Below are 20,734 nucleotides of genomic sequence, written 5' to 3'. Positions count from 1 at the left end.
TTATAAGTCATTAATTAGTATATAATTTATGAGCATTTAAAGGTGTAATGATGTCAAAATTCGATGAACTATGCGCGGCATACAAAAACTTTAGGTCTGAATATTCATCTGTAAGGGAGGATGCAATTAGTTTTTCAGGCTGGCTAGTTGCACAATATCTATCATATTTGGGGATAGACCACAGCTCACCCGCATTCAGGTTGATACCTTTAGTGGGTGAGGAAAAGGTCAATTCAACATACAGCCCTTTCGGCGCAACACATCTTGGCGATGATGGCTACTGGTGTATGGGGATTAGGCTTACAATTTACGAGCAGAAAAATATGCACCCTCAACTTCCTTTGCAAATCGGGATCAAGTTCCTCCGCAACATTGATAGTTCTCATACTGTAGGTCTCTTGGGCTCGGACTCAACATTTAAGGTATCGCGTGATGATGACGGGCGTGAATTGAATGTCTTCTTCGATTCGATACAAAAAGAAATCCAAAAAGTCCTAAAGGCTCAGGCTGATTTTTTGCATGGAAAAAATAATAAAATGAGCACCATCGGATTTATACAGCAACAAGTTGATGATGATCTCAAAGCAGAAAGTAGCGGGGAATAATGAGTTTTAGCTGGCCTTTTTGGGGCCAGCTTTTCACTGTTAGTGTCAAAGATAGCTGCGCATGAATCAGGTGCATTCGATTGCATGCGATTAGGATATTTATTAATAGCATTTAGCGCCAGCGCTGGCGCGGGTCGGCTCTCCCGTTGCACCTGCATGAAAAGAGATACATCAAGCGGGCAGGCGAGGCGGGGATAGCACTGCGCGCCAGACGTGGTGACAGGATTTATTTTACACGTCTGTGCGCGTCGTGGCGGCGCGCTGAGCGATGAGGGTGATCGTGAGGGTTGCGTGGCGTGTGCGGCGTCTGGTGAGCTCTGAGGCAGTGCCGCCCGTAGGCGGCATTTTCGGCAGGGCTACTCGGTATCGATGTTGTAATCCTTAAAGCGGATCACCTCCATTTCTAACCAGTCGTTTATCTCTTTGAAACGCTCCTGCAGCGGCGTCAGCTCGTTGCGCACAAACACCCGCGCTACCTTCTCGATATCGCCCATTGAGCCGATATTTTCAGGCTTGCCGCCCATGAGCTGGAACGGCACGCGGTGCGCATCAAGCAGGTCAGCGGCGCTCACCTTCTTAATGTTAAAAAAATCATCCTTCGTGGCGACTTCACTCAACGGCACGATCTTAATACCATCCGGTTTCCCGTTCGGGGCGTAGAAAAACAGGTTTTTGAAATTCCCGAGTCCCTTCGAGTCGCGCATTGCGGAGCGCAGCGCCTCGACGTCGGTGCTGCTCTGTGCCGCGTCGGTTACGTACATGATGTAACCCGCGTGCGCACCGTTCTGGTAATACTTGCGGCGAAACAGCGTGGCAGATTCATTCAGCCAGGCGGAATTGAGCGCGCTCAGGTATTCCGGCATCCCGTAGAGCTCCTGATTGATATCAGGCTCAAGCAGATGAAACACCGAACCGGGGGCGAACTGGTGCGGATTGGTAAAGCTCGACACGTACCAGTAAACGCCATCCTCGACACCACGGCGGGTGTATTTGGCCGGGGAGGTTTCCAGTTTAAAGAGCTGGCCGGTCACGCTCATGCGCTTTTCGAGATAGCCGTTTGCAAACACCAGATAATCAAGCACAAGGCGGCTGAAGTCCTGACGGGACAGCAACGGGTGCGGGATAAAGGTACTGGTCAGAATGTTGCGCTTAACGTAAATCGGGGAGCTGTGGTGCACGGCGGCGCGCAGGCTTTTTGCCAGTCCCGAGAAGTTTACCGGCGGCTCGTACCATTTGCCGTTATTGATGCACTCGACATAGTCGAGGATGTCGCGGCGATCCAAAACGGGTGACGGCTCACCAAAGGTGAACGCCTCCATTTTCTGCGACGCGCTGGCGGTCATGTTGGTCTGTTTTGGCTGTTTCTTTTGGCGTTTTTTCATCTTAGTTAATATCCAGAATTGAACTTGATTGCATACCGCTACCGGCGGAAAGCGGCTCGTTTAACAGGGCGTGCATGGTCGCCCACGCGATATCCGCGTGGCTGGCTTCCTCGCTGCGGCTGGCTTCAAAGGTGGCGCTGCGGCCGCTGCTGGTCATGGTTTTTCGGATAGCCATAAATGACTGCGTGATGTCGGTCGCACCGGCGTCATATTCCAGACACCCGCGCCTGATGGTGTCTTTCGCTTTCAGCACCATGGCGGTTTTCATTTCCGGCGTGTAGCGGATGGCGCGCGCCGCCGGGAAGAATGAGCGCACGAGCTGGTAAACACCCTGGCCGATGCCGGTCGCATCGATGCCGATATAGTCAACGGTGTATTTCTCGGTCAGCGCCCGGATGGCATCGGCCTGCGCAGCAAAGTCCATGCCTTTCCACTGGTGACGCTCAAGGATGCGGAACTTGCCACCGGCAACCAGCGGCGGAGCCAGTACCGCACAGCCTGCGCTGTCGCCGGTGTGTGACGGGTCATAGCCAATCCAGACAGGACGCCAGTTAAACGGACGGTCGGCGAACGGATCGAAGTCCTCCCATTCTTCCATCGCATCGACCATGCAGCGCTGCAGCTCCTCGAACGGGAATACCGACGCCTTATCGTCGACGAACTCGCACATAAACAGGTTGCGGAAGTCATCCGCGCTGTTTTCCTGCTTAAGCTGGTCGAGGTTAAACAGGGTGCAGCCACCGGCGAGCGCGTCCTCAATGGTGACAATCTGCCGCCACTGGCCGTCACCGCATAACATGCCACCGGCAAGCGCCTGATGACTGATATCAATGTCGACACGTTCGTCGCGGTTGCTGCGGCCACGGTTAAACAGCTCGCCTGACCAGAACGGGTAAGCGCCGTGCGCCAGCGTCGACGGGGTCGAAAAATAGGTTGTGCGCAGGTGTGACTGCGAGGCCATGCCCGAGGCGACTTTGCGCAGCTTCTGAAAATTGGGGATCCAGAAAATTTCATCGACGTACAGGTCGCCGTTGTGGCTCTGCGCGGTGTTGGAATTGGTCCCGAGGAAAATCAGCTCAGCGCCATTGTTGCCGATGACGATCGGGTCGCCTGACAGGTCGACGTCAACCAGACGGGCAAAGGCGATGATGTACTTACGGAACACGTAAGCCTGCGTTTTACTGGCCGACAAAAATATCTGGTTCTGCCCGGTCTTAAGCGCGCGCAGAAGTGACTCGCGCGCAAAGTAGAACGTCGCGCCAATCTGTCGCGATTTCAGGATGTGGCGGATGCGGTGCTCTAACCCCGCTTTATGCCAGCGGAGCTGATAGTCAAACGACTGGTCGAAGAAAATCTCTTCCAGCTTTTCTATCGCTTCCTCACTGAAGAAATTGCGTTTGGTTTTTTTGCGATCCCCTTTGTTGCGGCTGGCGATATTAGGGTTTAAATCCACCTCGTTTCCGGTCTGGCCGTAGCGGTTAACGCGCGCGAGCCGCTCCATCTGGCGCGACAGAAAATCCGCGACTTTGAAGTCATGCGCGGTCAGGTCTGGCTTTGCGTAGAGCTGGATAAGCCGCGCCTCTAATGTGGATTCCACGCGGTTAATCGGGGCGGTTTCCTCCCATCCATCGCGCTGTTTCCAGCTCTGCACGGTCGGACGCTTGAGCTGCAGCATGTCGCAGATTTGCGGCACGGCGAACCCCTGCCAGTACAACAGCCGCGCCTGTCGTCGCGGGTCATTAAGCAGTGAAAGGTCAGTTGAAATGGTCATGCTTGCCTCGTTTTTTGGTGTTACGTGGCAAGGCTAAGGAAATGGGGGGTTATTCGCGCTAAGTGCCTGTTGTGTGAGATCTAATCAGATCGTAAGCGGTGGCTGATACGGGTCAGAGTCGGGAAACTAAACCCGACCCGAAAACCCAACATCAGGACACCTGAACAATGGCAAAGAAAGTTTCTAAATGGTTTCGCATCGGCGTCGAGGGTGACACCTGCGATGGCCGTGTCATCAGCGGCGATGATATTCAGGATATGGCCGACACGTTCGACCCGCGCGTCTACGGCTGCCGCATTAACCTCGAACATATCCGGGGGCTGATGCCTGACAGTCCGTTTAAACGCTATGGCGATGTGACCGAGCTCAAGGCGGAGATTATCAGCGATGGCTCTGCGCTCGATGGCAAAAAAGCGCTGTACGGCAAAATCCAGCCGCTCGACGAGCTGGTCAGCATGGTGAAGGCCGGGCAGAAGGTATACACCTCCATGGAGATCCGCCCGAACTTTGCCAACAGCGGCAAGTGTTACCTCGTTGGCCTGGCCGTCACCGATGACCCGGCAAGCCTCGGCACGGAATACCTCGAATTCTGCAGCCGCGCCGCGCAGAACCCGCTCGCCGGTAAAAAAGACCAGCCGGACGACGTTTTCTCAGTGGCCTCACTGGCTGAGCTGGAGTTTGAGGATGTCCCCGACACCATGCTCAACAGCCTGACTGATAAGGTCAGAGCCATTTTTGGCCGTAAGCAGGCCAGCGATGATGCCCGTTTCGCCGATGTCCATGAGGCGGTGACCACCGTCACCGAGCAGGTGCAAACCAATCTCAACGCTACCGACCAGCGCGTCACCGAGCTGGAGACCGCTTTTGCGCAGCTCAAGCAGGACGTGACCAGCAAAGTCGATGAAAACGCGCTGGCGTTTACCTCCCTGAAAAGCTCCCTCGACAGCACCGAAAGCCAGCGCCAGCCGCGCCGCGAGCTTTCAAAAGGCGGTACGGGCGACGAGCTGCTGACCAACTGCTGATAACGCGCCGGGCGCGTTGCCCGGTCTCAACCTTTTTACCTGAACAGGAAAAACCATGCGTAAAGATACCCGCTTCAAATTTAATGCCTACCTGTCCCGCGTCGCGGAGCTGAACGGTATTTCCACCGATGACGTGGCGAAGAAATTCACCGTCGAGCCGTCGGTCACGCAAACCCTGATGACCACCCTGCAGATGTCATCCGCGTTTCTGACCAAAATCAACATCGTGCCGGTCGATGAGCTGAAAGGCGAAAAAGTCGGGGTTGGCGTTAACGGTACGATTGCGAGCACCGCCGACACCGCCGGTGATGATGAGCGTAAGACCGCTGACTTTACCGCGCTGGAGTCCAATAAATACGAGTGCGACCAGATTAACTTTGACTTCCATATCCGCTACAAACAGCTCGACCTTTGGGCGCGATTCCAGGACTTCCAGACCCGTATCCGTGACGCCATCATCAAACGTCAGTCCCTCGATTTCATCATGGCCGGTTTCAACGGCATTGAGCGCGCGGCGACCTCCGACCGCAAAAAGAATCCGATGCTGCAGGACGTGGCGATCGGCTGGTTGCAGAAGTACCGCAATGAAGCGCCAGCGCGCGTGATGTCAAAAATCACCGACGAAGAAGGTGCGGTGATTTCTGAAGTGATCCGCGTGGGTAAAAACGGCGACTATGCGAACCTCGACGCGCTGGTCATGGATGCCACCGGCAACCTGATTGACGAGATTTATCAGGATGACCCGGAGCTGGTTGTCATCACCGGGCGTAAGCTGATGGCGGATAAATATTTCCCTATCGTCAACAAAGAGCAGGCAAACACCGAGTCGCTGGCCGCTGACATCATCATCAGCCAGAAGCGAATCGGCAACCTGCCAGCCGTGCGCGTACCTTACTTCCCGGCAGATGCGCTGATGGTGACGCGTCTCGACAACCTGTCTGTCTACTTCATGGATGACGCGCACCGCCGCAGCATCATCGAAAACCCGAAGAAAGACCGCGTAGAAAACTACGAGTCAATGAATGTTGACTATGTGGTCGAGGCTTACGCCGCCGGTTGCCTGATTGAAAACATCAAACTCGGTGACTTCACCGCACCTGCAGCACCGGAAAGCGGAGAGTAAGCCATGACGAGTCCCGCAGCGCGTCACATGATGCGGGTCTCGGCCTCTGAAACAGCGCAGCGGGCTGCCGTCCCGCTGCGCAATGCAACTGCCTATGAGCAGATGCTCGTTAAGCTGGCCGCAGACAACCGCACGCTGAAACAAATCAGCTCCAAAGAGCGCAAAGCCGCGAAAAAGCGCGAGCTGCTGCCGTTCTACCTGCCGTGGGTCGCTGGCGTCCTCGAAAACGGCAAAGGCGCACAGGATGACATTGTCATGACGGTGATGCTCTGGCGTCTCGATGCTGATGATATCGCCGGGGCGCTGGATATCGCCCGTTACGCCATGACCTACGGCCTCACCATGCCGGTCGGTCGCCGTCCGACGCCGTGCCTGCTGGCCGAAGAAGTGGCACTGGCCGCGCAGCGCCTGCTGACGGCAAAACAGCCGGTCAATTTGGCGAACCTGCTCGACACTATCGCGCTGACCGAGCGCGCGGATATGCCCGATATCGTGCGTGCGAAGCTGCACAAAATCACCGGCTACGTGCTGCGTGATGCGGAGCAACTGCCGGAGGCGCTGGCGCACCTGCAGCGTGCGATCCAGTTAGAAAGCACTATCGGGGTGAAAAAGGATATCGAGCAGTTAGAGCGTCAGCTCAGGCCAAAAACCGAACCGGCACCGAAAACGACTAAACCGCGCACGCGCAAGCCTGCCGCCAAACCAGCGGCACGGCGCGGGCGTCCACCAAAGGCGGCAAAAGCCGCAGGTTAAACGAGCGCTCCCCGAGCCGGGCGGCACGCCGGTCAAAGCGGGTATCAATTGCCCTGACTGCGACCGGCGTCCACCGCCCACCCATTACCTGAGGTTGTCATGACGACACTGATTATTGAGCCAAAAAAAGAGCCGCAGGATGTGCCGGGCGTGGTGATACCGCCGCCGGGCGTGAGCGAGCCGGTAATCATAAACACCCCGTTTTTTCCTGACGTTGATCCGAAGCGCGTGCGGGAAGAAATGCGACTGGAGCAGACCGTTTCCCCCGTTCGCCTGCGCAGGGCGATTAAGACCGCGATTGCGGAGACTAACGCGGAGCTGAGCGACTGGCGCGAAATTCAGCTCGATGCCGGTTACGCCACGCTGGCGGATGTCCCGACCGACGAGCTCGACGGCGAGAGCGTGCGCGTTTTCCACTACTTCAACGCCGTGTGTTCGATGACGACGGCCACGCTTTATGAGCGTTTTCGCGGCGTGGATGCGACCGCCAAAGGGGACAAAAAGGCCGACAGCATCGACAGCACTATCGATGAAATGTGGCGGGACATGCGCTGGTCTGTCGCGCGCATCCAGGACAAAGCGCGCTGCATTGTGGGGCAAATCTGATGAAAGCGTATGCGCTGCAGGGTGACACCCTCGACGCGATTTGCGCCCGGTACTACGGGCGCACTGAGGGCGTGGTCGAAACGGTCTTAGAAGTGAATCCCGATCTGTCTGAACTCGGTGTGATCCTGCCGCACGGCACGGCAGTAGAGCTGCCCGAGACCGAGAGCGCGGCCAGAACCGAAACGGTGAATCTATGGGACTGAGTATGGAAAAAATCACCACGTTTATCGCCTACTGGCTGGCCGTGGGGCTGGCGTATGTCGGGGCAATGTCCCCCGAAAAGATGGCGCTTTACGTGGGCGGCGGATGCGCCATTTTTACCGCGCTGACGAACTACTGGTTTAAGCGCAAGACGTACCTCTATCTGACATCGCTCGGACTCGATAAAGGGGCTATTCGTGAAATCAATCGTTAAAAAATGCAGTGTGGCCGCCGTGCTGGCGCTGGCAGCGCTGATGCCTGATTTTCGTCTGCTTAACACCTCGCCCGGGGGGCTGGCGCTGATTGCCGACCTCGAAGGTTGTCGCCTGACGCCTTACCAGTGCAGCGCGGGAGTGTGGACGTCGGGCATCGGCCACACTGCAGGCGTCGTGCCGAAAGGGGAAATCACCGAACGTCAGGCGGCGGCTAACCTCGTCGCGGATGTGCTGAACGTCGAGAAACGTCTGGCCGTGTGCGCGCCGGTGAAAATGCCGCCGCAGGTTTACGACGCGCTGGTCAGTTTCTCATTCAACGTGGGAACCGGCGCGGCCTGCCGGTCGACGCTGGTCTCGTTTATCAAACGCCAGCAATGGGCGCAGGCGTGCGACCAGCTCACCCGCTGGGTTTACGTGAACGGCGAAATTAACAAGGGGCTGGAAAACCGCCGCGCGCGTGAGCGTGCTTACTGCCTCAGGGGGATTCAATGAAAGTGATGTTGTTTTTACTGGCCGCGCTTATTGCGGTTGTGCTCTGGCAGCGTCATGAAAACGGCAACCTGACGCGCTCGTTTGAACGGGCGAACAGGGTCGCCACTGAACAAAAAACCGCGATCGGAATGCTGAAAAATCAGCTTTCCGTTTCGCAGGGAATTGCCAGGCGAAATGAAACCGCGCAGGTCAGTCTACGCGGCGAACTGCTGGCCGCCGGTGCGATGGCCGTGCGGCGTGAACAAACCATTACGAGGCTGATAAATGAGAATGAAACCTTACGCCGCTGGTACAGCGCTGAGCTGCCTGATGTTGTGCGTCGGCTGCACACCCGCGCCGCCTGTGCCTCCGCCGGTCATTGTTTACAGCGCCTGCCCGAAAGTGAGCTATTGCCCGATGCAGGGAAGCGACCCGACCACTAATGGCGATCTGAGCGCCGATATTCGCAGGCTTGAGCACGCGCTCGCCGCCTGCGCGCTGCAGGTTGAAACCGTCAAAGACTGTCAGGATAAACTCGATGAAGAAAGCACGCAGCCTGCGCGAAGCGCTGATTAAAGCCGTTCCGCAGCTTGAAACAAACCCCGAAATGATGCGCATCTTTGCCGATGAGGGGAATATCGATGCGCGGCTCGCGGCCACGCTGTCACACGAAAAGATTTACACCCTGAATGTGATCGTGTGTGACTTTGTGGGCGACCCTGACCTGATTTTCGTGCCGGTGGCCGCATGGCTCAGGGAAAACCAGCCGGATATCTGCACGCTCGATGACGGCCGCAAAAAGGGCTACCGTTTCCAGATGGATTTGAACGACGGGGACAGCGTCGATATCAGCATCAGCCTGCAGCTCACCGAGCGCACCCTCATCAGGGAGGAAAACGGCGCGCTGCACGTAAGCTATGCCCCTGAGCCGCCGCTGCCGGAGCCCGTCACCCGGCCTAAAGAGCTCTATATCAACGGCGAACTGGTGAGCAAATGGGATGAGTGAATTTAAGCCCTTTGACGACCGGCTCAATGGTCTGTTAGCTGCCCTGTCACCGGCTGCACGCCGTAAGCTGGCCGGAGAGATAGCAAAGGAGCTGCGCAAGTCGCAACAGCAACGTATCAAGCTGCAGAAAGCACCGGACGGCTCACCGTATCAGGCGCGAAAGCGTCAGCCGCTCAGGGCTAAGACCGGGCGGATTAAACGGGCGATGTTCCAGAAGCTACGCACAAGCCGATACATGAAAGCCACTGGCCGTGAAAACAGCGCGGTGGTGGAATTTACCGGCAAAGTGCAGCGTATCGCGCGAGTCCATCAGTACGGGCTAAAGGATAGGCCAAATCCGCAAAGCAGTGACGTGCAATACCCACAGCGCCAGTTATTAGGGTTTAGCCAGAATAGCAAGGATATGGTAGAAAAGTTGATTATAAAGCACCTCAGCAATATATAATAAAAAACCCCTTGCAAGGGGCTTATAAGCATCCGAATGCTAACTTGCATTTATTGCTTCTGTCATTTTTAATATTTCTTCATGGTGTTTAGTGTGTTCTATATTTTTGGGGTTTACTTTCTCTATGAAAGGTAATCCTCGAACTTGAATGTCACATACTCTACCTAAGGGGAACGCTTTTATTTTATATTGCCCTGGGATGGATTTTGCCTGAAAAATATACAGCTCACTTTCGGTTGTATGCGATTTTTTTAGGTAATAACAAGCGGAAAGAATGCTTTCTTTGTCATTGTCACTTGTGTTTGTTCCAAAAATAACACCTTTAATGTGCTGCGTGGATATTTTTATGCTTCTTAGTGGTGGTGGTAATTCATCATAGACCGGTAAGTGTAAGCGCAGTTCTTTTTCATACTTCCAGTCGGTGTATTTCACTCGCCCTATATCATTCTCATTGTATTTTGGGATATCTGATAATAAAGACTCTCGGCAATCGTAAAAGTCTTCCTGTTCACTAAAAGAAAACGCAGGTATTAGTTTCCTGAAGCCATTTGCTCTAACAGGTTTGTTCTTGTACTCTACCTCGAGGAGTTCAGCTTTACTGAATCTTGATATACCTAGTGAATAATTTGATTCAGATAGCTTTGTATGTGAAGGGAATATTTTTATATTGCTTTCTAAGTTAATGTTCCCGTCATTTGTTTCATAAATAATTGCAAAACCTTTTTCTGCATTACCATAATGCCCCCACATTGTCAGAATGGTAGCGCTCTTTGAAAAGGATGTGATGTATAGCTTATCGTTTAGTTCGGTATTTAACTTATCTTGTATATATGAGTCGAGGGCTTTTATCACTTTTCGTGCATCAACAAAATCTAAATTTTCGATGGCCTTTGTGCTGATTTCGTGTGAAATTCTATTTATTGTCTCTTCATAATTAAGCGATAGTTTCTTTTTTTTATTTAAAAGAGCTGTGACGATGTCTTCCTTGAAAGAGAATAGCGTCATCAATACATAGGATTTTGTTTTTAACTTCATTTCAATGCAAATGCCGGTGATAATTTCATGGATAAGCCTTGACCATAATTCACGGCTGGCATTAAATATAAATTGCGGTTTGCATTCATGAATGTCATTTAACTCTTTTGGTGATGCAAAGAAAACCTCTCCGTGACGAAGCATAGAAAGATTAAGGTTATCGACCCTCAGGTATTTATAAAAATACATCTCAATTCCTTATGTGTGAATCATGCTTACAGATTAAATAGGAGTTGATTTTACTTTTCAAATCTTAATTTTTTTATCCATCAAAGATCTTCAAAGCATTAGGCACGAGAACAACAGGATACGTTGTTGTATCCACCACAAAACACCGCTTCATTGCCGATAGCCTCGCCCGGCGGCATCCTTTCCCCATGAATAATCTAAATTCTCTGCAGGAAATCGCACGCGCGATCCGCAACCTTATCCGCACCGGCATCGTGACCGACGTCGACCACGACGAGGGGCTTTGTCGTGTCCAGACCGGCGGCATGGAAACCACCTGGCTGAACTGGCTTACCTGCCGCGCCGGTCGCTCACGCGTATGGTGGGCTCCCTCCGTTGGCGAGCAGGTGCTTTTGCTGGCTGTCGGCGGCGAGCTCGATACGGCGTTTGTGCTGCCCGGCATTTTCTCGGATGACAATCCCGCGCCGTCTGCCTCCCGTGATGCGCTTCATGTTTCCTTTCCTGACGGGGCGGTTATTGAGTACGAGCCCGAAAACAGCGCGCTCACCGTGTCAGGCATCAAAACCGCAGACGTCACCGCGTCGGATTCCATTACGGCCACCGTGCCGGTGGTGCTGGTGAAAGCGTCGAGCCGCATCACGCTCGATACGCCGGAGGTGGTTTGCACCAACAAGCTGACGACCGGCACGCTAGAAGTGCAGAACGGCGGCACCATGCGCGGGAACATCGAGCACACCGGCGGGACACTGAAATCAAACGGCGTGCAGCTGGATAACCACGCGCACGGAAACGTACAGAGCGGCGGAAGCTGGACTAAGGGGACGCAATGACGGTGCGTTATCTGGGAATGAACAGCCAGACCGGCCTCAGTATCTCTGAGGTTGAGCATATCCGGCAAAGCGTGCGCGACATTCTGGTCACGCCGGTTGGGTCGCGCGTCATGCGCCGTGAATACGGCTCGCTCCTGTCGCAGATGATTGACCAGCCGCAGACCCCGGCGCTGCGCCTGCAGATTATGGCCGCGTGCTATTCCGCGATCCAGAAGTGGGAGCCACGCGTCAGCCTCACGACCATCACCTTTGAACGGTCGGAGACCAGCGGCGGGCTGTATGTCGACATCACCGGCACCCGCTCAACCGGCGGCCAGCCTTTTTCACTCACCATTCCACTGAGTTAAACGCTATGGCAATCGTTGACCTTAACCAGCTCGCCGCGCCCGACGTGGTGGAAGAGCTGGACTATGAAACCATCCTGAGCGAGCGAAAGGCGACGCTCGTCTCGCTGTACCCGGAAGACCAGCAGGACGCGATCGCGCGCACGCTCTCGCTTGAGTCTGAGCCGCTGGTGAAGCTACTGCAGGAAAACGCCTACCGGGAGGTTATCTGGCGACAGCGCGTCAACGAAGCCTCGCGCGCGGTCATGCTGGCCTACGCCACCGACGCAGACCTCGACCAGATAGGCGCAAATTACAACGTCGAGCGCCTTGTCATCACGCCTGCAGACGATACGACGTTACCGCCGACGCCTGCCGTGATGGAGTCGGACACCGACTACCGGCTGCGTATTCAGCAGGCTTTTGAGGGGCTGAGTACCGCAGGCTCTACCGGCTCCTATCAGTTTCATGGCCGCAGTGCTGACGGGCGGGTCGCCGATATTTCGGTTATCAGTCCCGAGCCTGCGTGTGTCACGGTCACGGTGCTGTCCCGCGAAAATAACGGGATAGCTTCTGACGAGCTGCTCGCCATCGTGCGCTCCGCGCTGAACGATGAGGACGTCAGGCCGGTCGCTGACCGCGTGACCGTGCAGTCGGCGAACATTGTCGACTATAAAATCACCGCATCGCTTTACCTTTACCCTGGCCCCGAAAGCGAGCCGGTGCTCAGCGCGGCAAAAACTAAGCTGCAGGCGTACATCACCGCGCAGCACCGGCTCGGGCGCGATATCCGCAAATCAGCGATTTACGCCGCGCTCCACGTCGAAGGCGTGCAGCGTGTCGAGCTGGCAGAACCGGTGGCCGACATCGTGCTCGATGACACGCAGGCGTCATGGTGCAGCGAGTACAGTGTGACTATCGGAGGCAACGATGAATGATACCCGCCTGCTGCCGGTGGGTTCATCACCGCTTGAGGTGGCGGCGGCTCGCGCCTGCGCTGAGATTGAAAATACCCCCGTTCCGCTGCGTCGCCTCTGGAGTCCTGACGACTGCCCGGCAAATCTGCTGCCGTGGCTGGCGTGGGCGTTTTCTGTTGACCGCTGGGATGAGAACTGGCCGGAGGCCACAAAGCGGGATGTGATCCGCGCGGCGTGGTTTATCCATGCGCACAAAGGAACGATTGGGGCTGTGCGTCGCGTGGTGGAGCCGCTCGGCTACCTGATTAACGTGTCCGAGTGGTGGGAAACTAACGACCCGCCCGGCACGTTTCGCCTCGATATCGGTGTGTTAGAGACCGGCATCACCGAGGAAATGTATTACGAAATGGAACGGCTCATCGCGGATGCCAAACCAGCCAGCCGCCACCTTATCGGCCTGACCATTATTCAGGACATTCCCGGCTACCTCTACACCGGAGCCCTGACCTATGACGGCGACATCATCACGGTTTATCCCGGATAAGTGAGAGAACAATGACAGTGAAATACAAAACGGTCATCACCAAAGCCGGTGCAGTTAAGCTGGCCGCAGCGACCGTCCCTGACGGTAAAAAAGTGAATTTTACGGCGATGGCCATCGGCGACGGTGGCGGCACGCTGCCGGTGCCTGACCCGAACCAGACAAAGCTCGTCAAAGAGGTCTGGCGTCACGCGCTGAACAAAATCAGCCAGGACAATAAAAACAAAAATTATGTCGTGGCGGAGCTGCTTATCCCGCCGGAGACCGGCGGTTTCTGGATGCGTGAAATGGGTCTTTATGATGATACCGGCACGCTAATTGCGGTCGGTAACATGGCCGAAAGCTACAAGCCAGCGCTGGCAGAGGGGTCAGGCCGTGCGCAGACCGTGCGTATGGTCATCATGGTAAGCGACATCGAGTCGGTCGAGCTCACGATTGACACCTCAATGGTGATGGCAACGCAGGACTACGTTGACGACAAGCTCGCGGAGCATGAGCAGTCCCGTCGTCATCCTGACGCCACGCTCACCGAAAAGGGTTTCACCCGGTTAAGCAGTGCTACTGACAGCGCGTCTGAGAGCGTCGCAGCGACGTCAAAAGCGGTTAAGGCGGCGTATGACCTTGCGAAAGGGAAATATACGGCTCAGGACGCCACCACGACGCAAAAGGGTATCGTCCAGCTCAGTAGCGCGGTAGACAGCACCTCAGAGAGTGTCGCAGCGACGCCAAAAGCGGTGAAGGTAGCAAACGATAATGCGAAAGCGGCCAATGAAAATGCGAATACCCGTTTACCGATAGCGGGCGGCTGGCTGACAGGCGGGTTTGGAATTAAAACCTCTATTGGCAGCGTGTCGTTTGGGGTGGGTAACTCAGATGTGTATATCGCTAACGGTACGTCGAATAAGTTTCTGCAACTGAAGCATACGGGCGAGCTGAAGTATGACGATAAGGCTATCTACCATGAAGGGTATAAACCCACCGCCGATGATGTCGGCGCGTTACCGGCCAAAGGCACAGCGGAAGCCGCAAAGAAACTCGCCACCGCGCGAAAAATTGCCGGAGTGGCTTTTGATGGTACGTCCGATATCACCCTGAAAACCACGAATCTGGATGATGCGGGTACAGCTGCCACAAAAGATGTGACCACCTCCAATATCGATACCACTGGCGGGCGGGTCTTGAAGGTGGGTGATTTTGGTGTTGGTGCGGTGGCAGGAGTCGGCCTGACTGATGCTAATAATATCAATTTTAATGGTTTTTTCAGAATGAGCGCCGAGGGTATTCATGGCCCGGTTGCGAATCAGGCTTCTGAGCTGATTCATTGCCAGTACGACCAGAATACCGGCCGTCAGATTGGCTGGCGTGCAGGTCGCCCGGATGAGCCATTGCGCCACCGCACAAAAATGAACGGCGAGTGGCAGGGCTGGATTAAGCTCTACGATTCAAATAACCCACCCTCGGCTGATGAAGTCGATGCCGTTTCAGCGTCAAAGGGCGGCACTTACCAGAAAGAAGTTACGTTCTCTGAAGGTGTGAAAATCAGGAACGCAACGGGGATTTATCAGGGTGAGGATGCCGCAGGTTTTTCCAGTAATAACCTGATGCTGAAATCATGGAACGGTATCGGATTTTATTGCACTCTCACCGGCAGTGAGGGCGTCACGGTCTTTGTCGATACCCGTGGCGGGCATGTGGAGGCGAGAGGCCAGATTAAGCCGGGCAGTTATGAAAATTTCGATAACCGGTTTTATACCAAGACGCTGGCTAACAGCACTTTCCAGAAGGTCAATACTGCATCGAGAGGGTCTCGCGGATGGTTTAAAGATTCAAACACGGGAATGATATTTCAGTGGGGGATTGAGAGCGTTAGCGGGGCAACCACGCGGACATTCAGTTTCCCGGTTTCGTTTCCGACTGGTTGCGCATCGCTGACGGTATCAAACAACATCGAGCGAACGGCTGGCGAAAACTCAATGACGGGATTTATTAAATCGGCATCACAATATTCCCTGTCAAATACTGCCGCAACAGATCGCCAGTTATGCTGGTTTGCAATTGGTTATTAGGAAGATAAAAGATGAATTATTATTTTTCGAAAACAACGCTGGGTTTTTATTGCGATGAGGTGAATAAATCCACTCCTGCTGATGCCGTGGAAATCAGTGAAGAATCATACTTTTCGCTGCGTGAGGGGCAATCCACGGGAAAAGTGATTGCCGCTGACGAGGCCGGAAACCCCATTTTAGTCGACCCGCCGGAGCCCTCGGCTGATGCGCTCATTGCACTGGCTGAAGAAACCCGGACTGCACTGATGGCTGAGGCTAACGCCAGAATCACGCCGCTGCAGGATGCTTACGAGCTCGGGATTGACACCGGGGAAGAGGCTGAATTGCTCACCCGCTGGAAGCGTTACCGGGTGATGTTAAACCGACTCGATATCAGCGCGGCGCCATCAATAGAATGGCCTGAAAAACCAGTCTGACCTGAGCCCTCCACCCGGAGGGCTTTTGTTTGTTGTTTCATTCCCCCACCAACGGCATTGCATCGCACCCGTGCAGCACACAACAGAAAATAGTCGCACCCCTTAACCACGGAGTTAAACAGATGGGCGACTATCATCACGGCGTCGAGGTCATCGAGATTAACGATGGCACGCGCACCATTTCCACTGTCTCGACGGCCATTATCGGCATGGTCTGCACGGCCAGCGATGCTGACGAAAAGACGTTTCCGCTTAACGAGCCGGTGCTGATTACCAGTGTGCAAACAGCTATCGGTAAAGCCGGTAAAAAAGGCACGCTGTCAAAATCCCTGCAGGCCATCGCCGACCAGTCCAAGCCGGTCATTGTGGTGGTGCGCGTTCCCGAAGGTATCGACGACCCGGAAGACCCGGAAGCGGCGCAGAAAGAAACCATTTCCAACATCATTGGCACGACCGATGAAAACGGCAAATACACCGGGCTGAAAGCGCTGTTAACGGCGAAAACCGTCACCGGCGTTAAGCCGCGCATTCTCGGCGTGCCGGGACTGGATACGCAGGAAGTGGCGACCGCGCTTGCGTCGACCTGCCAGAGCCTGCGCGCGTTCGGCTACGTGAGCGCGTGGGGCTGCAAGACCATTTCCGAGGCGATCACCTATCGGGAAAACTTCAGCCAGCGCGAGCTGATGGTCATTCACCCTGATTTTCTGGCATGGGACACCACGACGAACGAAACCCAGACCGCATGGGCGACCGCCCGCGCGCTCGGCCTGCGCGCCAAAATCGACCAGGAGACCGGCTGGCACAAAACGCTCTCTAACGTCGGCGTGAATGGCGTCACCGGCGTCAGTACCTCGGTCTCATGGGATTTGCAGGAGAAGGCCACTGACGCGAACCTGTTAAATCAGGCCGGGGTGACAACGCTCATCCGTAACGACGGCTTTAAATTTTGGGGCAACCGTACCTGCTCAGATGACCCGCTTTTCCTGTTTGAAAACTACACCCGCACGGCGCAGGTGCTGGCCGACACGATGGCGGAGGCGCACGCGTGGGCGATTGATAAACCCGTTACCGCAACGCTTATCCGCGACATTGTCGCCGGTATCAATGCCAAATTCCGCGAGCTGAAAAACAACGGCTATATCGTTGACGGTACGTGCTGGTACGACCCGGAGTCGAACAGCGTGGAAACCCTGAAAGCCGGGAAGCTGTATATCGATTACGACTACACCCCCGTCCCGCCGCTGGAAAACCTGACCCTGCGCCAGCGCATCACCGATACCTATCTGGCAGACCTGTCAGACTCGGTCAACAGCTAAGGAGCTCAGAGCATGGCGTTACCACGCAAACTGAAATACCTGAACATGTTTAACGACGGTCTCAGCTATATGGGCGCCGTTGAATCCGTCACCCTGCCAAAGCTGACCCGTAAGCTTGAGAAATACCGTGGCGGCGGGATGCCCGGCTCGGTGTCGATTGACCTCGGTCTCGATGACGACGCGCTGTCGCTTGAGTGGACGCTGGGCGGTCTGCCTGACGTCGAGCTGTGGGCGCAGTACGCGTCACCGGGGGCGGATAGCGTGCCGCTGCGCTTCACCGGCTCATTCCAGCGCGATGACACTGGCGCTATTTCTGCCGTTGAGGTGGTCATGCGTGGCCGTCATAAGGAGTTCGACGGCGGCGAAAACAAACAGGGTGAAAGCGGCACGACTAAAATCGCGACCGAGTGCTCTTACTACCAGCTCACGATTGACGGCAAAGAGGTCATCGAGATTGACGTCATCAACATGGTGATGAAAGTCGACGGCGTCGACCGTCTCGCTGAGCACCGCCGGGCGATTGGCCTGTAACCCGTTAACCGGTCAGCCAGGCTGGCCGGTCACTTACTCAGATTCAAAGAGAGCAACATCATGGAAAACATCAACGAAACCGCCACCACCGTAAACGAAAATCCGAACATTGTGATCCTCGATAATCCCGTCATGCGCGGTGAGCAGAAAATCGAACAGGTGACTGTGACCAAACCCAACGCGGGAACCCTGCGCGGCGTGAGTCTGGCGTCGCTGGCAAACTCTGACGTCGACGCGCTGATTAAGGTGCTGCCGCGTATGACGTACCCGGCGCTGACCGAGCATGAGGTCATGCGTCTGGAAGCGTCAGACCTGATTTTGTTCGCCGGTAAGGTGGTCGGTTTTTTGTCGCCATCTTCGGCTCGCTGACCTTCCCGGATAACCTTTCGGTCGATGACCTGATGGCGGATATCGCGGTGATATTTCACTGGCCGCCATCAGAGCTGAATTCCCTGAGCGTGACCGAGCTCATCACATGGCGCGAAAAGGCGCTGCAGCGAAGCGGACACCACCATGAGCAATAACGTCAGGATTGAGGTACTGCTGAACGCAGTCGACCGGGCAAGCCGACCGCTCAAAGCTATCCAGACTGCCAGCAAGACCCTTGCTGGCGATATCCGCACTTCTCAAAACAGCCTGCGCGATCTGAATGCGCAGGCTGGCCGAATTGACGGATTCAGGAAAGCGAGCGCACAGCTTGCCGTGACCGGCCAGTCGCTTAACAAGGCGAAACAGGAAGCCGCCGCGCTGGCCGTCCAGTTTAAAAACACGCAGAACCCGACTACCGCGCAGGCGCGCGCGATGGAGGCGGCGAAGAAATCCGCCGCTGACCTGCAGCTCAAATACAACAGCCTCAGGCTGTCGGTACAGCGCCAGCGCACCGAACTCGCGCGGGCTGGTATTAATACCCGTACCCTGTCGGCGGATGAGCGCCGCCTGAAAACCAGCATCAGTGAGACGACCGCACAGCTAAACCGGCAACGCGGGGCACTGGCGCGGCTCAGTCAACAGCAGGCGCGACTGAGTCGCATTAAAGAGCGTTATCAGGCCGGAAAATCCCTTGCCGGAGGAGCTGCAGCGGCAGGCACGGCGGGCGTCGGTATCGCCACGGCGGGAACGATAGCCGGAGTGAAATTACTCACACCCGGTTATGACTTTGCACAGAAAAACTCTGAGCTGCAGGCCGTGCTCGGGGTCGAAAAAGAGTCGCCCGAAATGGAGGCACTGCGCAAACAGGCGCGCCAGCTCGGGGACAATACCGCTGCGTCTGCAGATGATGCGGCGAGCGCGCAGATTATCATTGCGAAAAGCGGCGGGGATGCCGCAGCGATTCAGGCTGCGACGCCGGTCACGCTGAATATGGCGCTGTCTAACCGTCGCTCGATGGAAGAAAACGCCGCGCTGCTAACGGGGATGAAATCCGCGTTTCAGATGTCTAACGACCAGACCGCGCACATCGGCGACGTACTGTCGATGACCATGAACAAAACGGCCGCTGACTTTGACGGACTGAGTGACGCTCTGACGTATGCTGCGCCGGTGGCAAAAAATGCAGGTGTCAGTATTGAGCAGACCGCTGCAATGGTCGGCGCACTCCATGACGCCAAAATCACCGGCTCGATGGCGGGAACCGGCAGCCGTGCCGTCCTGAGTCGACTGCAGGCTCCGACCGGTAAGGCATACGAGGCCATCAAAGAGCTCGGCGTTAAAACGTCTGACAGCAAGGGCAACACGCGCCCGATATTTGCCATTCTGAAAGAAATGCAGCGCAGTTTTGAGAAAAACAATCTCGGAACAAGCCAGCGCGGCGAGTACATGAAAACCATTTTCGGTGAGGAGGCCAGCTCGGCGGCGGCGGTACTGATGACCGCGGCCTCAAGCGGTAAACTCGACCAGCTCACGGCGGCGTTTAAAGCCTCGGACGGCAAAACCGCTGAGCTCGTTAAAATCATGCAGGACAACCTCGGCGGCGACTTCAAAGAATTCCAGTCAGCCTATGAGGCCGTCGGTACTGACCTGTTTGACCAGCAGGAGGGGTCACTGCGAAAGCTCACCCAAACTGCCACGAAATATGTCTTAAAGCTCGATGGCTGGATCCAGAAAAATCAGGGGCTGGCGCAAACCATCGGCATCATCGCGGGCGGGGCATTGGCAATTATTGGCATCCTCGGGGCAATTGGTCTGGTCGCCTGGCCGGTCATTACCGGCATTAATATTTTGATTGCCGGCGCATCACTGCTCGGGACGGTTTTTTCTGTGGTAGGCGGTGCCATTATGACCGTGCTCGGGGCGCTTACCTGGCCGATAGTGGCTATTGGCATTGCCATCGTCGCCGGTGCGCTGCTTATCCGCAAATACTGGGAGCCAATCAGCGCGTTTTTCTCAGGCGTAATGGAGGGGTTAAAGCAGGCTTTTGCTCCTGTAACGGAATTATTCGAACCATTAAAGCCGGTTTTTGACTGGCTGGGTGACAAGCTTAAAGCGGCGTGGCAGTGGTTTAAAGACCTGATCGCACCGGTCAAATCGACGCAGGAGACGCTCGACAGCTGCAAAAATGCGGGTGTGATGTTCGGTAAGATGCTGGCCGACGCGCTGATGTTACCGCTCAAAAGCTTTAATACATTGCGTACCGGGGTTAACTGGCTGCTGGAAAAGCTCGGTGTTATCAATAAAGAATCGAGCGATCTCGACCAGAAAGCCGCAAAAGCCAATGCCGCTACCGGTTCGAAAAATGGGTCTTATATTCCGGCAACCTCTGCATATGGCGGTTATCAGGCTTATCAGCCAGTGACGGCTCCTGCAGGCCGCTCTTACATCGACCAGAGCAAGCGGGAATACAACATTAATCTGCCGGGGGGTGTTGCGCCGGGAACTGACCTCGACCGACAGCTGCGTGAAGCGGTCGAAAGACTCGACCGGGAAGAAAGAGCGCGCCAACGCTCAAGTATGCGTCATGAGTGAGGGGGATAA

At 55.3% G+C, this 20,734-nt stretch carries 26 protein-coding genes; 23 read left to right on the top strand and 3 right to left on the bottom strand.

What is annotated here, in order from left to right; genetic code table 11:
- Positions 1–50: 50 nt before the first annotated feature.
- Complete coding sequence (locus BFV64_RS12815) at positions 51–605, top strand: hypothetical protein (protein ID WP_032609409.1); 555 nt, start codon at positions 51–53, stop codon at positions 603–605.
- A gap of 356 nt (positions 606–961) precedes the next feature.
- Here BFV64_RS12815 and BFV64_RS12810 read toward each other — a convergent pair whose 3' ends face one another.
- Positions 962–1,987, bottom strand: coding sequence for a phage portal protein (locus BFV64_RS12810; protein ID WP_069602161.1), 1,026 nt, complete (start codon positions 1,985–1,987; stop codon positions 962–964).
- Position 1,988: 1 nt separating this feature from the next.
- Complete coding sequence (locus BFV64_RS12805) at positions 1,989–3,758, bottom strand: terminase ATPase subunit family protein (protein ID WP_069602160.1); 1,770 nt, start codon at positions 3,756–3,758, stop codon at positions 1,989–1,991.
- A gap of 167 nt (positions 3,759–3,925) precedes the next feature.
- Here BFV64_RS12805 and BFV64_RS12800 point away from each other — a divergent pair, with 167 nt between their 5' ends.
- From BFV64_RS12800 to BFV64_RS12755, 11 genes are all read left to right on the top strand, one after another.
- Complete coding sequence (locus BFV64_RS12800; protein ID WP_069602159.1) at positions 3,926–4,780, top strand: GPO family capsid scaffolding protein; 855 nt, start codon at positions 3,926–3,928, stop codon at positions 4,778–4,780.
- 55 nt (positions 4,781–4,835) lie between these two features.
- Positions 4,836–5,903, top strand: coding sequence for a phage major capsid protein, P2 family (locus BFV64_RS12795; protein ID WP_069602158.1), 1,068 nt, complete (start codon positions 4,836–4,838; stop codon positions 5,901–5,903).
- Positions 5,904–5,906: 3 nt separating this feature from the next.
- The gene (locus BFV64_RS12790; RefSeq protein ID WP_069602157.1) at positions 5,907–6,656 is read left to right on the top strand and encodes a phage terminase small subunit; all 750 of its coding nucleotides are present in this window, start codon (positions 5,907–5,909) and stop codon (positions 6,654–6,656) included.
- A gap of 99 nt (positions 6,657–6,755) precedes the next feature.
- The gene (locus BFV64_RS12785) at positions 6,756–7,262 is read left to right on the top strand and encodes a head completion/stabilization protein (RefSeq protein ID WP_069602156.1); all 507 of its coding nucleotides are present in this window, start codon (positions 6,756–6,758) and stop codon (positions 7,260–7,262) included.
- A complete protein-coding gene (locus BFV64_RS12780) occupies positions 7,262–7,465 on the top strand; it encodes a tail protein X (protein WP_069602155.1) in 204 nt (67 codons plus the stop codon). Before BFV64_RS12785 ends, BFV64_RS12780 begins: the two co-directional genes overlap by 1 nt.
- A complete protein-coding gene (locus tag BFV64_RS12775; RefSeq protein WP_001354073.1) occupies positions 7,456–7,677 on the top strand; it encodes a hypothetical protein in 222 nt (73 codons plus the stop codon). Before BFV64_RS12780 ends, BFV64_RS12775 begins: the two co-directional genes overlap by 10 nt.
- The gene (locus tag BFV64_RS12770; RefSeq protein ID WP_069602154.1) at positions 7,661–8,170 is read left to right on the top strand and encodes a lysozyme; all 510 of its coding nucleotides are present in this window, start codon (positions 7,661–7,663) and stop codon (positions 8,168–8,170) included. Before BFV64_RS12775 ends, BFV64_RS12770 begins: the two co-directional genes overlap by 17 nt.
- Positions 8,167–8,592: an Rz-like lysis system protein LysB gene (gene lysB, locus BFV64_RS12765; protein ID WP_069602153.1), complete on the top strand. Its 426-nt coding sequence runs from the start codon at positions 8,167–8,169 to the stop codon at positions 8,590–8,592. Before BFV64_RS12770 ends, lysB begins: the two co-directional genes overlap by 4 nt.
- Positions 8,480–8,725: an Rz1-like lysis system protein LysC gene (lysC, locus tag BFV64_RS25915; RefSeq protein ID WP_081330962.1), complete on the top strand. Its 246-nt coding sequence runs from the start codon at positions 8,480–8,482 to the stop codon at positions 8,723–8,725. Before lysB ends, lysC begins: the two co-directional genes overlap by 113 nt.
- Complete coding sequence (locus tag BFV64_RS12760; protein WP_069602152.1) at positions 8,688–9,155, top strand: phage tail protein; 468 nt, start codon at positions 8,688–8,690, stop codon at positions 9,153–9,155. The genes lysC and BFV64_RS12760 overlap by 38 nt, the downstream gene beginning before the upstream one ends.
- Complete coding sequence (locus BFV64_RS12755; protein ID WP_069602151.1) at positions 9,148–9,600, top strand: phage virion morphogenesis protein; 453 nt, start codon at positions 9,148–9,150, stop codon at positions 9,598–9,600. The genes BFV64_RS12760 and BFV64_RS12755 overlap by 8 nt, the downstream gene beginning before the upstream one ends.
- A gap of 39 nt (positions 9,601–9,639) precedes the next feature.
- Here the strand turns inward: BFV64_RS12755 and BFV64_RS12750 are convergent, their stop codons facing one another.
- Positions 9,640–10,824: a DUF2971 domain-containing protein gene (locus BFV64_RS12750; RefSeq protein WP_069602150.1), complete on the bottom strand. Its 1,185-nt coding sequence runs from the start codon at positions 10,822–10,824 to the stop codon at positions 9,640–9,642.
- A gap of 188 nt (positions 10,825–11,012) precedes the next feature.
- Here BFV64_RS12750 and BFV64_RS12745 point away from each other — a divergent pair, with 188 nt between their 5' ends.
- From BFV64_RS12745 to BFV64_RS12695, 11 genes are all read left to right on the top strand, one after another.
- Complete coding sequence (locus tag BFV64_RS12745) at positions 11,013–11,654, top strand: phage baseplate assembly protein V (protein WP_069602149.1); 642 nt, start codon at positions 11,013–11,015, stop codon at positions 11,652–11,654.
- Positions 11,651–12,001: a GPW/gp25 family protein gene (locus tag BFV64_RS12740; protein WP_069602148.1), complete on the top strand. Its 351-nt coding sequence runs from the start codon at positions 11,651–11,653 to the stop codon at positions 11,999–12,001. Before BFV64_RS12745 ends, BFV64_RS12740 begins: the two co-directional genes overlap by 4 nt.
- Before the next feature lie 5 nt (positions 12,002–12,006).
- Positions 12,007–12,915: a baseplate assembly protein gene (locus tag BFV64_RS12735; RefSeq protein ID WP_069602147.1), complete on the top strand. Its 909-nt coding sequence runs from the start codon at positions 12,007–12,009 to the stop codon at positions 12,913–12,915.
- Positions 12,908–13,438, top strand: a complete 531-nt coding sequence (locus BFV64_RS12730) for a phage tail protein I (RefSeq protein ID WP_069602146.1) — start codon at positions 12,908–12,910, stop codon at positions 13,436–13,438. The genes BFV64_RS12735 and BFV64_RS12730 overlap by 8 nt, the downstream gene beginning before the upstream one ends.
- A gap of 11 nt (positions 13,439–13,449) precedes the next feature.
- Positions 13,450–15,501 carry a phage tail-collar fiber domain-containing protein gene (locus BFV64_RS12725; RefSeq protein ID WP_069602145.1) on the top strand — a complete coding sequence of 684 codons (2,052 nt, stop codon included), beginning with the start codon at positions 13,450–13,452 and terminating at the stop codon, positions 15,499–15,501.
- Between the two features lie 11 nt (positions 15,502–15,512).
- Positions 15,513–15,917, top strand: coding sequence for a tail fiber assembly protein (locus BFV64_RS12720; protein WP_023333113.1), 405 nt, complete (start codon positions 15,513–15,515; stop codon positions 15,915–15,917).
- A 122-nt stretch (positions 15,918–16,039) separates the two neighbouring features.
- Positions 16,040–17,233: a phage tail sheath protein gene (locus BFV64_RS12715; RefSeq protein ID WP_069602144.1), complete on the top strand. Its 1,194-nt coding sequence runs from the start codon at positions 16,040–16,042 to the stop codon at positions 17,231–17,233.
- Between the two features lie 12 nt (positions 17,234–17,245).
- Positions 17,246–17,764, top strand: a complete 519-nt coding sequence (locus tag BFV64_RS12710; protein ID WP_069602143.1) for a phage major tail tube protein — start codon at positions 17,246–17,248, stop codon at positions 17,762–17,764.
- A gap of 60 nt (positions 17,765–17,824) precedes the next feature.
- Positions 17,825–18,133, top strand: a complete 309-nt coding sequence (locus tag BFV64_RS12705) for a phage tail assembly protein (protein ID WP_014884126.1) — start codon at positions 17,825–17,827, stop codon at positions 18,131–18,133.
- Entirely contained in the window at positions 18,130–18,288 is a 159-nt protein-coding gene (locus tag BFV64_RS12700; protein WP_240326290.1) for a GpE family phage tail protein, read from the top strand. Before BFV64_RS12705 ends, BFV64_RS12700 begins: the two co-directional genes overlap by 4 nt.
- Positions 18,278–20,725, top strand: a complete 2,448-nt coding sequence (locus BFV64_RS12695; protein ID WP_069602142.1) for a phage tail tape measure protein — start codon at positions 18,278–18,280, stop codon at positions 20,723–20,725. The genes BFV64_RS12700 and BFV64_RS12695 overlap by 11 nt, the downstream gene beginning before the upstream one ends.
- The last annotated feature ends 9 nt before the right edge of the window (positions 20,726–20,734 follow it).

The organism is Enterobacter kobei (genome assembly GCF_001729765.1).
In the GTDB taxonomy this organism is placed as follows: Bacteria; Pseudomonadota; Gammaproteobacteria; order Enterobacterales; family Enterobacteriaceae; genus Enterobacter; species Enterobacter kobei.
Note: the sequence above shows the minus strand (reverse complement) of the source record. Positions and strands in the feature narration are given on the sequence as shown.

Coding starts and splice junctions, on each gene's coding strand:
- BFV64_RS12815 (WP_032609409.1), top strand. CDS start 51: ATGTCAAAATTCGATGAACTATGCGCGGCATACAAAAACTTTAGGTCT.
- BFV64_RS12810 (WP_069602161.1), bottom strand. CDS start 1,987: ATGAAAAAACGCCAAAAGAAACAGCCAAAACAGACCAACATGACCGCC.
- BFV64_RS12805 (WP_069602160.1), bottom strand. CDS start 3,758: ATGACCATTTCAACTGACCTTTCACTGCTTAATGACCCGCGACGACAG.
- BFV64_RS12800 (WP_069602159.1), top strand. CDS start 3,926: ATGGCAAAGAAAGTTTCTAAATGGTTTCGCATCGGCGTCGAGGGTGAC.
- BFV64_RS12795 (WP_069602158.1), top strand. CDS start 4,836: ATGCGTAAAGATACCCGCTTCAAATTTAATGCCTACCTGTCCCGCGTC.
- BFV64_RS12790 (WP_069602157.1), top strand. CDS start 5,907: ATGACGAGTCCCGCAGCGCGTCACATGATGCGGGTCTCGGCCTCTGAA.
- BFV64_RS12785 (WP_069602156.1), top strand. CDS start 6,756: ATGACGACACTGATTATTGAGCCAAAAAAAGAGCCGCAGGATGTGCCG.
- BFV64_RS12780 (WP_069602155.1), top strand. CDS start 7,262: ATGAAAGCGTATGCGCTGCAGGGTGACACCCTCGACGCGATTTGCGCC.
- BFV64_RS12775 (WP_001354073.1), top strand. CDS start 7,456: ATGGGACTGAGTATGGAAAAAATCACCACGTTTATCGCCTACTGGCTG.
- lysB (WP_069602153.1), top strand. CDS start 8,167: ATGAAAGTGATGTTGTTTTTACTGGCCGCGCTTATTGCGGTTGTGCTC.
- lysC (WP_081330962.1), top strand. CDS start 8,480: ATGTTGTGCGTCGGCTGCACACCCGCGCCGCCTGTGCCTCCGCCGGTC.
- BFV64_RS12760 (WP_069602152.1), top strand. CDS start 8,688: ATGAAGAAAGCACGCAGCCTGCGCGAAGCGCTGATTAAAGCCGTTCCG.
- BFV64_RS12755 (WP_069602151.1), top strand. CDS start 9,148: ATGAGTGAATTTAAGCCCTTTGACGACCGGCTCAATGGTCTGTTAGCT.
- BFV64_RS12750 (WP_069602150.1), bottom strand. CDS start 10,824: ATGTATTTTTATAAATACCTGAGGGTCGATAACCTTAATCTTTCTATG.
- BFV64_RS12745 (WP_069602149.1), top strand. CDS start 11,013: ATGAATAATCTAAATTCTCTGCAGGAAATCGCACGCGCGATCCGCAAC.
- BFV64_RS12740 (WP_069602148.1), top strand. CDS start 11,651: ATGACGGTGCGTTATCTGGGAATGAACAGCCAGACCGGCCTCAGTATC.
- BFV64_RS12735 (WP_069602147.1), top strand. CDS start 12,007: ATGGCAATCGTTGACCTTAACCAGCTCGCCGCGCCCGACGTGGTGGAA.
- BFV64_RS12730 (WP_069602146.1), top strand. CDS start 12,908: ATGAATGATACCCGCCTGCTGCCGGTGGGTTCATCACCGCTTGAGGTG.
- BFV64_RS12725 (WP_069602145.1), top strand. CDS start 13,450: ATGACAGTGAAATACAAAACGGTCATCACCAAAGCCGGTGCAGTTAAG.
- BFV64_RS12720 (WP_023333113.1), top strand. CDS start 15,513: ATGAATTATTATTTTTCGAAAACAACGCTGGGTTTTTATTGCGATGAG.
- BFV64_RS12715 (WP_069602144.1), top strand. CDS start 16,040: ATGGGCGACTATCATCACGGCGTCGAGGTCATCGAGATTAACGATGGC.
- BFV64_RS12710 (WP_069602143.1), top strand. CDS start 17,246: ATGGCGTTACCACGCAAACTGAAATACCTGAACATGTTTAACGACGGT.
- BFV64_RS12705 (WP_014884126.1), top strand. CDS start 17,825: ATGGAAAACATCAACGAAACCGCCACCACCGTAAACGAAAATCCGAAC.
- BFV64_RS12695 (WP_069602142.1), top strand. CDS start 18,278: ATGAGCAATAACGTCAGGATTGAGGTACTGCTGAACGCAGTCGACCGG.